This is a genomic window from Micromonospora sp. KC213 (assembly GCF_004348325.1).
Lineage (GTDB): Bacteria > Actinomycetota > Actinomycetes > Mycobacteriales > Micromonosporaceae > Micromonospora.
The window spans coordinates 1-13849 of record NZ_SMKF01000159.1; the positions used below are offsets into that span (position 1 = coordinate 1).

The 13849-nt window shown below is 69.3% G+C and carries 8 protein-coding genes; 1 reads left to right on the forward strand and 7 read right to left on the reverse strand.

The features are described from left to right. The 7 genes from E1166_RS24495 to E1166_RS24525 all read right to left on the reverse strand — a co-directional run. The coding region (locus E1166_RS24495; protein WP_132342319.1) for a MarR family transcriptional regulator at window positions 1-452 on the reverse strand (452 nt) is incomplete at its 3' end. Window positions 453-534: 82 nt separating this feature from the next. Continuing rightward, the gene (locus E1166_RS24500; protein ID WP_132342320.1) at window positions 535-2790 is read right to left on the reverse strand and encodes a CBM35 domain-containing protein; all 2256 of its coding nucleotides are present in this window, start codon (window positions 2788-2790) and stop codon (window positions 535-537) included. A 491-nt stretch (window positions 2791-3281) separates the two neighbouring features. Next, window positions 3282-6185 carry a beta-galactosidase gene (locus E1166_RS24505; protein WP_132342321.1) on the reverse strand — a complete coding sequence of 968 codons (2904 nt, stop codon included), beginning with the start codon at window positions 6183-6185 and terminating at the stop codon, window positions 3282-3284. 55 nt (window positions 6186-6240) lie between these two features. Continuing rightward, the gene (locus tag E1166_RS24510) at window positions 6241-7335 is read right to left on the reverse strand and encodes a cellulose binding domain-containing protein (RefSeq protein ID WP_132342322.1); all 1095 of its coding nucleotides are present in this window, start codon (window positions 7333-7335) and stop codon (window positions 6241-6243) included. A gap of 143 nt (window positions 7336-7478) precedes the next feature. After that, window positions 7479-9737, reverse strand: a complete 2259-nt coding sequence (yicI, locus tag E1166_RS24515) for an alpha-xylosidase (RefSeq protein ID WP_132342323.1) — start codon at window positions 9735-9737, stop codon at window positions 7479-7481. A gap of 68 nt (window positions 9738-9805) precedes the next feature. Next, window positions 9806-11164, reverse strand: coding sequence for a cellulase family glycosylhydrolase (locus E1166_RS24520; RefSeq protein WP_132342324.1), 1359 nt, complete (start codon window positions 11162-11164; stop codon window positions 9806-9808). 184 nt (window positions 11165-11348) lie between these two features. Beyond that, window positions 11349-12395 carry a LacI family DNA-binding transcriptional regulator gene (locus E1166_RS24525; protein WP_132342325.1) on the reverse strand — a complete coding sequence of 349 codons (1047 nt, stop codon included), beginning with the start codon at window positions 12393-12395 and terminating at the stop codon, window positions 11349-11351. 406 nt (window positions 12396-12801) lie between these two features. On the opposite strand from E1166_RS24525, the gene E1166_RS24530 reads away from it, so the two are divergent. After that, on the forward strand, window positions 12802-13849 hold a 1048-nt coding region (locus E1166_RS24530), incomplete at its 3' end, for a glycoside hydrolase family 5 protein (protein ID WP_132342326.1).

The following is a 13849-nucleotide window of genomic DNA, read 5'->3' on the forward strand; positions in this document are numbered from 1 at the left end:
GTGTGGAGGGGGTCCGCGTCGAGGTGCTGCCCGAGGCGACGCAGGGTCGCGGTGGCCGCCTGCAACTCGGCGAGGGTCATCTCCTCGGCGAGCCGGTTCGCCCACCGGGCCTGCCGGCGTTCGACGACGCGCAGAGCCTGCCGCCCCCGAGGGGTCAGGGACATCAGCTTCGTACGCCGATCACCCGGATGCTCCTGGAAGGCGACGAAGCCCTCCCGGCCGAGGGCGTCGGCGGTCTGCTGGACGCTCTGCCGGGTCAGTCCCATGGCCCGGGCGACCTGCGCCACCGTCCGGGGCTCGTCGTCGATCACTCCGAGGACCTGCCATCTCGCGCTGGTCAGACCGACCGGTCGGGCCAGCTCGTCACCGGCGGCCAGCAGTCGACCGTTGAGCCGAAACACCTCGATGACCAGCTCGGAGAGGTCGAGGCCCGCTTGGCTGAGCTCTTCCACGGGAAAAGAGGCTGGCAAATTTGACAGGCACCTGTCAAATCTGCCAGCCGTCGAAACGCTCGACCTCGGTCTGCCGTCGCGGTCAGCTCCCGGGATACCAGATGTTCGGTCGGGGCGGCGGGGCCATGGTGTAGCCGAGGAAGTAGTCCACGTGGTGGGACTGCATGTAGCCCTTGAGGGTCATGGCGTTGCGGTACGCCGGGTTGTGCGCCAGCGTGTAGAGCCGGGTGCCGCTCGGCTGGTTGGTGGTGAAGATGATCAGCTGGTTGTAGCTGGCGTTGGTGTAGACGACCTCTTCACGCCAGTCGCCGAGAATGTCGCCGTAGAAGGTCGGGTTGACCTCCTGGCTGGCGTTGACGGCGCCGTAGCTGCTGGCCGTCAGCAGCCGGGGCACGCTGCTGGTGGAGGTGGGGCGGTCCGGGTCCCACTTCTCGAACTTGAGGTTGTTCAGCAGTTCCATGCCGGTGTCGCCGTCCCAGTAGAGACCGAGCTGAGGCCACGGCCGCAGCGAGGTGTTCGGCTCGGCCAGCCGGTTGGTGGCGGCGTTGTAGAGCCCGGAGAACGACCACACCTCCATACCGGCGTGGCGCGGGTCGATGTCGCCCGCGAGGCCGCGCCCCACATCGGCGGTACCGGCCTCGACGTGCTGCCAGATCATGTTGCCGGTGGCCGCGTCGTAGTAGTACTCCCGCAGGCCGCTCGGGTTGTCCTGCTGCACGCCGTAGCCCTGCAGCCCTGCCCGATTGGGATCGATCTTGGTGATGTGGAACCGGTCGCCGTGCACGATGCCCCGGGGCGCCAGCGAGTAGCGCAGCGTGCCGTTGCCGTTGAGCACGAAGCCGATCTCGGCGATCTCGTCTGTGCCGTTGCCGTCGACGTCGACGATGCGGGTGTTGTGCCCGTCGGGCAGGTTCTGGTTGCCGCGCAGGAACTTCCACTGCATGCTCACGGCGCTGCCGGTGAACCGCCAGGCGGTGAACATGAGGTTGAAGCCCCCGCTGCCGATCCGGTTCTTCATGAAGGCGACCAGGCTCGGGGTGGCGCCGTCCAGGTAGCCCACGCCGAAGCGGGCGTACATCGGGCCGTCGGACAGGTAGTCGGTGGGCACGGCCGCGGTGGCACGGGGCGCCCCGGTCATGCCGTCGAGAATGGCGATGAACTGCCGGTTGTTGTCCGAGTTGGTGAAGGTGGTGCCGTTACCGAAGACAACGCCGTTGGCGATCCGCACGGCGACCTCCGCACGGCCGTCGCTGTCCAGGTCGTAGACGGTGACGCCGTCGTTGTGACCGACGTTGATGGTGGATGACCCGCCCTCGATGTTGTTCTGGTCGGTGCTGTTGGGCCCCATGTTCATCGACCACAGGAACTGGCCGTTGCTGCGGTACACCTCGATCCGCTGCGGGGAGGTCTGCCGGTCCAGCACGTAGTCGTACTCGCCGTCGCCGTCCAGGTCACCGACCCAGAGGAACTTGACCATGCCACCGGAGCGGATCGGCACCCGGACCACCGGCTCGGTGGCCTGGTTGGCGGGCAGCGTGAACGCGCCACCGGGTGCCTGCTCCACGCCGTTGACCACCGGGCGGACCCGGTAGGTGTTCGGCTGTGTCAGGTTGGCCGTGGTGTCGCTGTAGTTGGTCCCCCCGGTCAGCACCGAGGAGTTGAGCTTCACCTCGGCGCCGCCCCCGGCCGAGCGGTAGACGTTGAAGCCGATGCCGGCCGGGTCCAGGCCCAGCAACCGCCAGGAGACCAGCACGCTGTTGCTGCCGGAGCGGACGGCCACCACCCCACGGCCCAGATTCTCCATCCGCCGGCCGTTGGTCGGCGGGTTCGTGACGGTCGGCGTTGGGATGGGCCCGCCGGCCACCTCGACGTCGAGGTAGTCGATGTTCGCCAGGCCGGCCGCGGTGGTCGCGGCCAGCCGGACGATGTTGCTGCCCGCGTTCAGCGGCACGGTGAACGTCTGGGTCGCCCACGCGTTCCAGGCGCCGGTGCCGCCGAAGGCCACCGCGGGCCGCACCACGGTGCCGTTCACGCTGATGTCACCCGGCCGGTCGGCCGTCGATCCGTTGGCGTACCGGATGCCCAGCGTGGCGGTGCCGGCGCCGGGCGCGCTGACGGTGAACTGGACTGCGGCCCCGGTGGCGTTCGGCGTATCGCAGAAGCCGGCGCCGGAGTAACCCGAGTGATTGGTGGCGACAGTCCCATCACAGGTGGCCGGGGCGGACTCCGCCTCGTACCGGGTCGGTGCGGCCTGCGCGTTGAGGGCGAACACCGCCCCGACGCCGGTCAGGACGGTCACGAGACCGGCAACTATGGACACCCTCGTCGGTCGTTTCATGAAGGCTCCTCCTCGCTGCTCGAAGGGCAAAACACTCGACTGGGGATGCGGTCACCTTCCAGGCCAGGCCGCGTGGGTCTCGCGCATGCCCGTCGCGGGCGAGTGGGGACATGAGTCCTCCACCCACCAGCGAGGACGGCCGGACGGCACCGGAACTGGGGCTTTAAACGCTTACTACGCCTCAGCAGGTAACCATCTAGTTTCAAGTATGTCAATGGATCGAAGCCCTCGCTGCCTGCTGCAATCTGGTAGCCGATCGCGTGGAACGACGAGTTCCGCCTCCCAGAACCGGTGTAAGCGTTTTAATCGTGTCCCGCCCCCGTTGCTGCACCGCCCGGGAAGGCTGGCTGTCACCCGTCACCGGCCGAACCGGGACGTGCGGGAGGCCGTCGCGCATCAACTCCCGGTACGTTCGGGGCGTAGGTGGTCGAGCGGTATCGCCGAGGGGGTGTCGGCGTCGCACCCGTGCCGCGGAAGCCGCCAACCCCGCCTTACGTCCGCGGGTCGTAGTCCGAAGCGGGCACCGGAACGACCGGCACCCCACCGCGCTGCGTGCCCAGCGCGACCAGACTCACCGGCCCCAGCCGCGAACTCTGCCGTGCGGTCACGGCGAGGGCCAGCGTGTTGCCGCCGTGGTGGCGCAGCAGACCGGCCGGCAGAACGAAGTCCCGCTGGGGACCCATGCCGCCGCCGTACAGGCCGAGGTTCCAGCCGTTGAGGAACAGCATCACCCGGTGCTCGATGGGCGGCGCGTCGGCGAACCGCAGGGCCACCGATGTGTCCTGGCCGCTGGGCAGGTCCAGTCGGAAGGTCGTCCGGTACCAGGTGACACCGGGTGCCACCGCTGTGCCGGCCAGCGACCTGACCCGGCGCCAGGAGCCGTCCGGGTAGCCGGGCAGGCTCCAGCCGTACCGCTCGCCGTACAGGCCGCCGTTGTTGAGCGGCCCCCTGGCGCGGTCGGACGGTTCCTCGCCGCCACGCGCGCCCTGGATCCGCCACGACAGCGCGGCGGTGGAGTCGATGAGCTCTGCGCCGACCAGGCCGCGTGGCTGGCGCATCCGGTTGTCGTCGGCCGTCCAGTCGTCGTTGTGCCCCATGTTCTCGACCAGGACCGACAGGACAGCCGGCTCCCCGGGCGTGAGCACGCCGTCGGGGATCGGGAACGTGCCGGGACCCGGGTTCGGGTTGATCGGTTCGGCGTCCGCCTCCACGCCGCCCACGGCGGCGCCGAGGTATCGTCCGTTGAGCCAGACCAGATAGCTGCCACGGCGTCCGGTGATGGCGTTGAGCCTGACCGCGGTCTCCGCGCCGGTGGCGGTGAACCGGCCACGGTACCAGACGTTGCCGTAGTGGTAGCCGTACTCGTCGGCGTACAGCACGGGCAGGGTGACCGGCGGGTAGGGGCTGAGCGAGGTGGTCCGGTCGGCCACCAGCCAGCGGGAGTCGTCGAAGCCGGGGGCCGCCTCGGGCGCCTCGGCGTGGGTACGCCAGCCGGTGAGGTCAGGCAGCCGGACCGGCTCCGGGCCGGGGAGCCGACCGACGAGCGACCCGCTCAGCGTGGTGCGCACGTCGACCGGGTGCCCGTTGACCGAGAGCCGGCGCGTCGGCGTGAAGACCTCGATCGTCGCGGCCGCGTCGGTGTCCGCCCGCAACTGGGTGGTGTCGTCGGCGACGGCGGCGGACCGCACCAGGGACGTGCCGCGCACCAGCACCGGTCCGACGTTCGTCTCCACCCGCCAGAACGGCGCCACGGTCGCGTGCGTGCCGAGCAGCAGCAGCGCCGGACGCCGACCACCGTCGGTGACCAGTACGCGGGCCAGCCCGTCGTGCCGGTAGTCCAGCCGCAGATCCCCACTCGCCCGATCGTAGGACGACGCGACGGTGCCCTCGATGACCCGGACCTCAGGTCGCGTGGGATACCGGAGCACGGCCGAACCGGCGGTGGACCTGGTCCCGTACAGCACGGCCACGTCCCGGCCGTCAATCGCGGCGTGCGTCATGATCTCGGACGTGGACCACACGAGCCGCTGACCGCCGAGGTCGTAACCGGCGACCAGGATCGCGGCGTCCCGGCCCACCACCCGCACCGGCACCCGGTACCGGCCGTCCGGCGTGCTCCAGTCCAGCACGCCGGAGTCGTCGCTGGTGGCGGTGCGGTCCTGGTGGCGCAGCAGGACGAACTGCGTGCCGGTGTCCGGGTTGGTCCGGGCCGCGGCCAGCAGCGCCGGGTTGTCGACCGTGGGCGCCGCGGCCGGGTTCGTCCTGGTCAGTGGCGCCACCGTGGTGAGCAGGTAACCCTGCCGCTTGAACTCGTCGTACTTGGCGGTGAGCTGGCGGCCCTCGGTGATGGCGGCGCCGTAGTCGTACGAGGTGTAGACGTCGTTGGGCTGCGCCAACCAGCCCCAGTTCGTGCCGCCGTACGTCATGTAGTACGAGAACAGCGTGGCCCCGCCGCTGATCGCGTTGTTCTTGTACAGCAGGCGCATGAACTCCGGCCCGGTCAGCTCGCGGCACCGCTCGTAGCCGGCGTCGGTCACGTCGATCGAGCCGGCCTGGTACTCCGCGGCGTAGATCGGCGCGTCGTCCCGGATCCGTCTCGTGACGCCCTCGCCCCACGAGCCCCCGATGGCATCGCCGTCCGTGCAGTCGAACGACCGCGGGTAGTCGTCCACGCCGGGGATCTGCACCGCCCCGACGCCGCAGTGCCAGGTCGACGCCCGGTCATCGGCACCGCCGCAGATGTTCGTCACCACCGGCACGTCGATCCCGTCGGCCCGCGCCTTGTCCTGCACCGCCTGCATGTACGCGGCGTCGGTGTTGACCTGGTACTCGTTCTCCACGTTGTACAGCAGCACCGGGCCGCCCCGCGTGACCTGGTGCCGCGCGATGATCGGATTGAGGTGATCGAGCCACTCGGTGTAGGCGGCGGTGTAACCGGGCGCGCTGGTGCGGGCCCGGCCGGGGACGAGCTTCAACCAGGCCGGAAAGCCGCCGCCGGTGGTCTCGGCATTGATGTACGGCCCGGGTCGCGCGATGGCCCACAGTCCGAGTTCGTTGACGGTGTGCAGCAGGCGGTCCACGTCGCGGACGCCGGTGAAGTCGTACCCGCCGGGCTTCGGTGAGTGGTACGCCCAGTGAAAGTAGAGCGACACGGTGTTGAACCCGGCGGCCCTGATCTTCTCCAGCACGTCCCGCCACAGGTCGGGGCTGGGCAGCCGGAAGTAGTGCAGCTCCGCCGACTGCACGAGGATGCGGCGGCCGTCGAGCAGCAGCGAGTGCCGGTCGTACGTCACCGCGTGCCGGCCGCCGACGGTTGCCTCCGCGCCCTCGGATCCGGTACGCGTCGTTTCCCCGCCGTCGACGGCCGGCGTGCCCGCCCCCCGGTTCGGTGTCATCCCTGTCCACTCCTGTTACGGAGAACGCGCGTCACCCGGCGGTGGCGTCCGTGACTCAGCCGGCCGTGCAGGACACGGACGCCGGGATGCTGTTGGTGCCGCTCCACGACCCGAGGAAGCCGAAGGTGGTGCTGACGCCGGCTTCGAGGCTGCCGTTGTAGCTGACGTTGCGGGCGGTCACCGTGGCGCCGCTGGAGGACAGGGTCGCGTTCCACGCCTGGGTCACCCGCTGCCCGTTGGCGAAGCTCCAGGTCACGGTCCAGCCGCGGACCGCCGAGTTCCCGGCGGTGACCCGGACCTCACTCTGGAAGCCTCCCTGCCACTGGCCGACCACGGCGTACGTCGCGGTGCAGCCGCCGCTCGGAACCGGAGGCGTCGTGCGCGGCGGCGAGGGCGAGGTGTCCGGCGTCGACGGCGTGGCGCCCGGAGTGGTGGGCGGGGTGGTGACCTCGCCCAGCACCCGGCTCAGCGGACCGAACCACTTCTGGGCGATCTTCTGGTTGCCGGAGTTGTTGGGGTGTACGCCGTCGCCGGTGTCGGTGGCGGTGTTGAAACCGCTCCACTGGTCGACCACGGTGATCGGCGACTGTGCCGTGCTCTTCGAACTGGCCCAGTCGGGAATGGCGGCGTTGAAGGCGACCGTCCGCTGACCGCACTGCGGGCAACTGCTCGGATTCATCGGGATGATCTGGGCGACCAGGATCTTCATGGCGGGGTTGCTGGCCCGCATCTGGTCCACCAGGGTGCTGAAGGCGGCGAGGATGGTCGCCGGTGCGATGTTGCTCCACACGTCGTTCGTGCCGAGGTGCATGATCACGACGTCCGGGCGGGTCGCGGAGAGCCAGCCGGGCAGCAGGTTCTGGTTGGCGATGTTGGTGGCGAGATAGCCGCCGTGCCCTTCGTTGTCGCCGTCGTGCGCGACGCCGCAGCCCTGCGGCGGGAGCGTGCCGACGAAGTCGATGTCCGTGTGGCCGGCGTTGCGCAACTGGTTCCACAGCAGGGCACGCCAGCAGCCGGGAGAGCCGGTGATGGAGTCACCGAGCGGCATGATGCGCACCGGTTGGGCGGCCTCGGCCGGTCGGACCGCGAAGAAGGTGGCCGCCATCAGCAGCGCGGCGAGGAGCGCGTAGAGGGGGGATCTGCGACGCATGAGGGACTCCTGAGGGCAGGGAATCGACCGACCTGAGCTGCTGGGCCATGGGCGCTCGGTCGCGTACGCCCATGGCGGGGTTCAGCCCTTGATGAGGGTTGGCACGGTTGTCGAGTCAGGACACAGGGGCATCGGCATCGCCCTCACACGCCGCGAACCTGAACGACAACCTGGTCGGGCGCGGCGTCGACGGTCAGGTGGCCGGCCATCTCGACGCGCCACGGCACTGCCGGGCCGTCGCGACGCACCTCCACAGCGCCGTCTCTCGGCGTCACCGTGAAGCTGGTCGCCACCGCGCCGTCCAGGGCCGGCACGTCCACCCGTAGCGGCGCCGAGACCTCGTACAGCCGCAGCGTCACGCCGTCGTGATACGCGTAGTCCGGGCGGTCCTCGCGGGCGCCCCACGGCAGCGCGGTGCCCGGCCGCACGTACACCGGTACGGTGTCGAAGCCACACGCCTCGGTTACCCAGCGCGGCCCTTCGACGACCTCCCCGGTCAGCAGATGCGTCCACCGCCCGGCCGGCAGGTAGTACGAGGTGCGGCCGGACGCCGGGAACACCGGTGACACCAGGAGACTGTCGCCCAGCATGTACTGCCGGTCGAGGTACCCGCAGGCCGGATCGTCGGGGAACTCGGCCACCATCGGCCGCATCACCGGCACGCCCTCACCGTGGGCGGTGACGGCCGCCCCGAACAGGTACGGCATCAGTCGCGCCTTCAGCTTGGTGAAGGCGCGTAGCACCACGACCGCTTCCTCGTCGAACTCCCAGGGCACCCGGTAGCTGTGGTTGCCGTGCAGCCGGCTGTGCGAGCACAGCAGTCCGAACGGGATCCACCGCTTGAACACCGCCGGGTCCGGCTTGCCCTCGAAGCCGCCGATGTCGTGGCTCCAGAACCCGAAACCCGACATCGCCAGCGACAGTCCGCCGCGCAGACTCTCCGCCATCGACTCGAACGTGGACTCGCAGTCTCCACCCCAGTGCACCGGGTATCGCTGGCCGCCGACGGTCGCGGAGCGCGCGTACAGGACCGCCTCCCCCTCGCCGCGGTGCTCCCGCAGCAACTCGAACACGGTCTGGTTGTACAGGTGGGTGTAGTAGTTGTGCATCCGCTCCGGGTCGGACCCGTCGTGCCACACCACGTCGGTGGGGATGCGCTCACCGAAGTCGGACTTGAAGCAGTCGACGCCCATCTCCAGCAGCACCCGCAGCTTCCCGGCGTACCAGGCGCGGGCCTGCGGGTTGGTGAGGTCGACCAGCGCCATGCCGGCCTGCCAGTGGTCGCTCTGCCACACCCCGCCACTCGCCGTACGCACCAGGAAGCCCGCGGCGGCTCCCTCGGCGAACAACACGGACCGCTGCGCGATGTACGGGTTGATCCAGAGGCTGATCCGAAGCCCGCGCTCTGTCAGCCGCTTGAGCATCCCGGGCGGGTCGGGAAAGGTGCGCGGGTCCCACTCGAAGTCGCACCAGTGGAACTCGCGCATCCAGAACGTGTCGAAGTGGAACACCGACAGCGGGATGTCCCGCTCGGCCATGCCGTCGACGAGGCTCGTCACCGTGTCCTCGTCGTAGGACGTGGTGAACGAGGTGGTCAGCCACAGACCGAACGACCACGCCGGCGGCAGCGCGGGCCGTCCGGTCAACGCCGTGTACTTGCGCAGGATCTCCTTCGGCGTGGGGCCGTAGATGAGGAAGTACTCCAACTCCTGCCCGGCGACGCTGAACTGGACCCGCGACACGACCTCGGAGGCCACCTCGAACGAGACCAGCCCGGGATCGTTGACGAACACCCCGTACCCGCCGGTGGTCAGGTAGAACGGCACGTTCTTGTACGCCTGCTCGCTGCTCGTGCCACCGTCGGCGTTCCAGATGTCCACCGACTGGCCGTTTTTGACCAACGGGCCGAACCGCTCGCCCAATCCGTACACGGTCTGGCCGACGCCCAGCGCGAGTTGCTCGCGGAGGTAGTGTCCGCCGCCGTCGGTGCCGATGGCCGCCATCGCCTTGGTGCCACTTGCGGCCAGCACCTCGCCGTCGGCGAGGAAGTCCATCCGCCACGACCGACCGCGCGCGAAGCGTACCGCCAGTCTTCCGGAGGTGAGCGTCGCTCCCTCGGCGTCGATCTCCGCGACGCCGTCGCGAACGGCCAGTTCGAAGTCCGGTCCCCTACGCTGACCCCCGCTGAAGTGCGCGATCCGCACCCCGATGACGTCCGGCACCGGGGCGCTGACCCGCACCGTCAGCAGTGGCCGGTTCAAGGTGTCGCCCCGGCCTGCGATGTGCGTCGTCGGCGCGTACACCATCAACGCATCGGGCTCGGCTACCACGTCGTGCACCTCGGCGGGGTAGAGCGGGTGCACGCCGTCGCGCATGAACCAGTGACCGTCGGTGAACTTCAACCAAGACTCCCAGTAGTAGCCTGCCGGGCCGGGTGGTACGCCCGGTCCCGCAACTGATTCGGACTGGCTCAGTTGGCGGCGCACAACGCTGTCGGGGCGCTGTTCGTGCCGTTCCACGCTGCGATGAATCCGAACGTCGTGCTGGCACCGGGAGCGAGGCTGCCGTTGTAGCTGGCGTTGCGGGCGGTGACGTTCGATCCGTCGCTGTTGACCGTGGCGCTCCATGCCTGGCTGATCCGCTGCCCGTTGGCGAACGTCCACGTCACGGTCCAGCCGTTGATCGCCGAACTGCCGGCGGTGACCCGTACCTCGCCCTGGAAGCCGCCCGGCCACTGGTTGACGATCGAGTACGTCGCCGTGCAGCCCCGGGTGCCAGCCGTCGGGCTGACAGAGGGGCTCACGGACGGGCTGACCGACGGGCTCGTGGACGGGGTGGTGGGCGTCGGGTTGACGCCGCTGTAGATGGTGGCTTCGCGTGCGGTGGCCTTGAGACCGTTGGCGCCGTTGACGATGCGCTGACCGAAGGTGGTCAGCTGGTCGGGGTCGAAGTTGACGGTCATGTCCAGGATCGGGTCGCTGTTGCCGCTCCACGACCAGGCCAGCCAGCCCAGGCCGCGAGCCTGCGCCTCGGCCAGGATTGCCTGGTCGTCCACCTCGTTCGGATTGAACCGCCAGCCGAACTCGCCGACCACCAGCGGAAGGTTCATCGCGCGAAAGGCGTCGAAGTACGACCGGATGGTCACGGCCGAGTTGTACACCGAGTACATGTGGATGGAGAACACGAGGTTGCGCCGACTGTCGGCGTTCCAGACGGTCCGCGCGTTGTCCCGCATGGTGTTCGTCCAGTCCTGACCCCAGTTCGGCCCGTCGATCATCAGCAGGTGCTGGAAACCGTTGCTGCGCATCTTCCGGACGGCCGCGGACGTCGCGGCGGTCCACTGGCCGGGGTCGGTGTTGCCGATCGGCTCGTTGCCGATGTTGATGATGACGTAGCTCTCGTGGCCGATCAGCGCGTCCTTGTGGCCGTTCCAGTAGTCGACGGCCTCGTCCAGGCTGGCGGCGGCGCTCTCCTCGCCGTAGCCGGTGGTGTCGTGCACCTCCAGGACGCAGATCAGCCTGTTCTGCTTGCAGAGCGCGACGACGGTGGCGACGTCGTCGGACGGACCCCACCGCTTGCCGCTGCCGAGCACCACCCGCACGGTGTTGGCCCCGGCGGCCTTGATGTCGGCGAACGAACTGGTCTGGCCGGGAAACCACACGTGTGGGTGGTTGATCCCGCGCATGACGAACGTCTGGCCGTTGGCCTCGACGACGTCGCGCCCGCTGACGTGCAGGCCGACGGCCGCGTCAGCCGGGCGGGTGAAGGTCATGATCGATGCACCGACCGCTAGAGCGGTGACGCCGGCGAGGACGAGTCGTTTCATCATGGCCAAACCTCACGGACAAGCCCCGGAATTGAGGCGACGATGGCAGGCTGCGGCACACCCACGGGCGGCGCCCTGCGCTCGTGGGATTGTGCGGCTCACCGCATCTTGTAACGTTTGCAATTCCGGCTCGGTGAGGAGCGTACGCCGCAGGGGCCGTGGGGCGCAATCGCGCCTGGTATCCGGTTCAGCGACGCCGGGGTGGAGGCGCGGTGGAGGCGCGGACCCTCAGCGTCGGCCGGAAGTGCACCTCTCGGTGCGTGTGGTCGGGGTGCTCCTCATCGAGCAGCAGTTCGGCGGCGGCGCGGCCGAGCCGGCGCTTCGGCTGGTGGACGGTGGTCAGGGCGGGCGACAGCCGGGCGGCGAAGTGCAGGTCGTCGTAGCCGACGACGGAGATGTCATCGGGGACGCGTACGCCTGCCGTGTGCAATCCCTCCAGTACGCCCAGCGCCGCGGTGTCGTTGAGGCAGATGATCGCGGTCAGCGCGGGCCTGGTGGCCAGGATCTGCTCGACCGCCTGGGCGGCGACCGACACCGACGACCGGGGGTGGTCCGACATGCGGATGTCGACGAGCGCGTCGGCCGGGTCCACACCGGCGGCGGCCAGCACCCGCCGGGCGCCCTCTCGGCGGCGGGCAACCGGACCGGGGTCGATCGCGCCCGCGAGAAAGGCGATGCGGCGGTGGCCGAGCGACAGGAGATGTTCGGCCGCGAGTTCACCGCCGACGACGTCGTCGACGGCCACGGCACACAAATCCAGCTGCCGACGGGGATGGTCGATCAGGATCACCGGCGTGCCGCGCCGGCTGACCTGCAAGAGTGCCGTCGGGTCTGGGTCGATCGGCGAGATGATGATGCCGCGCACCGCCTGCTCCTGCAGCAGAGCGAGCAGTTGCCTCTCCTTGGCGGATTGGAGATCGGTGCTGCACGCGAGCACCAGGCAGCCGGCTTCGCTGAGGGCGTCCTCGATGCCTCGGTTGAGTTCGGCGTAGAACGGGTTGGCCAGGTCCAGGGTGACGCTGCCGACGATCGGGCTGGGCAACCCTCGTAGCTGCCGGGCCGGTCCGTGCGGCACATAGCCGACGGCGACCATCGCCTGCTCCACCCGGCGACGGGTCGGCGGCGCGACGATCGAAGGCCGGCTCAGCACGTTGGCAACGGTGGAGACGGACACGCCCGCCACCTGGGCCACCTCCCGCATGCCGCTGCGACGCAAGCCCTCCCTGTTGGCCAACCTCGTCCTCCCGGAAGTTCGGGTCCACCGTACTTGGCGGCGGTTCCGCGCGACTGCAGCACCCGGACCACCGAGGACGACTTTCGCGGGGATGCCCGCGCGATCGACGAAACACGGAGCCGTCCGGTCATCCAAGAATTCGATGCCCGTCAATTGACAGCCATCCGCCCGACCGGGACACTCTGTGATGCAGCTGGGCGCGACCGGGGAGCGCTCGATGTGACCACGGATGCCGCCGGACGGCTGGAGCCTGCTTCCTCGTCGGTGATGGCCTGGACATCCCCGGACAAGCCTCCATCGCTCACAAGATCGCGCCTCGTCGGCCCATTGCCGCCTGTCGACACTCGGGGCAGCCGTGTAGTCGTCGGGCCGCAGGGCACATCCCGTCCCTTACCTGAGGTGAACCATGAGAAGAAAGATCGCGACCCTGGGCGCTGTGGCGCTCACCATGCTCGCCTCCGTGATGCTCTTCGCCAAACCTGCCGAAGCCGCGGTCGGGCTGCGGGTCGACGCGGGTCGCATCGTGGAGGCCAACGGCAGCAACTTCGTCATGCGCGGGGTCAGCCACGCGCATGTCTGGTATCCCGGCCAGACCTCGTCGTTCGCCAACATCAAGGCGCTGGGTGCCAACACCGTGCGGGTGGTGCTGGGCAGCGGCCAGCGGTGGGGCCCGAGCAACGACATCCCGAACATCGTGAACCTGTGCCGCACCAACCGGCTGATCTGCGTGCTCGAGGTCCATGACACCACCGGCTACGGCGACCAGAGCGGCGCGGCCACCCTCGACCAGGCGGCCAGCTACTGGATCGACAAGCGCAGCGACCTCGCCGGAACCGAGAACTTCATCGTCATCAACATCGGCAACGAGCCGTTCGGCAACAACGCCAGCGCAGCCGCGACCTGGCCCACCGCCACGTCCAACGCCATCCGCCGGCTGCGCGACGCCGGCTTCGAGCACATGCTCATGGTGGACGCCCCGATGTGGGGTCAGGACTGGCAGTTCATCATGCGCAACAACGCGCAGACGGTGTTCACCAGCGACCCGCAGCGCAACACCGTCTTCTCCATCCACATGTACGGCGTCTTCGACACCGCCGCGGAGGTCACCGACTACCTGGGCCGGTTCCGCACCGCGGGGCTACCGATCGTGGTCGGCGAGTTCGGGCACGACCACTCCGACGGCAACCCCGACGAAGACACGATCATGTCGTACACCCAGGCCAACGGCATCGGGTACATCGGCTGGTCGTGGAGCGGCAACAGCAGTGACGTCGGCTACCTGGACATGGTCACCAACTTCAACCCGGCCCAGCTCACCTCGTGGGGCCAGCGGTTCTTCAACGGCGCCAACGGCGTCCGGCAGACCTCCCGGGAGGCGACCTGGTTCGGCGGGGGCACCCCACCACCGAGCACCCCAGGACCGAGCACCCCGCCACCGAGCACCCCGCCGGGTC

Bases quoted from the DNA above. Each gene is read 5' to 3' on its own strand.
- E1166_RS24510 (WP_132342322.1), bottom strand. From the start codon at position 7,335: ATGCGTCGCAGATCCCCCCTCTACGCGCTCCTCGCCGCGCTGCTGATG.
- E1166_RS24505 (WP_132342321.1), bottom strand. From the start codon at position 6,185: ATGACACCGAACCGGGGGGCGGGCACGCCGGCCGTCGACGGCGGGGAA.
- E1166_RS24500 (WP_132342320.1), bottom strand. From the start codon at position 2,790: ATGAAACGACCGACGAGGGTGTCCATAGTTGCCGGTCTCGTGACCGTC.
- E1166_RS24520 (WP_132342324.1), bottom strand. From the start codon at position 11,164: ATGATGAAACGACTCGTCCTCGCCGGCGTCACCGCTCTAGCGGTCGGT.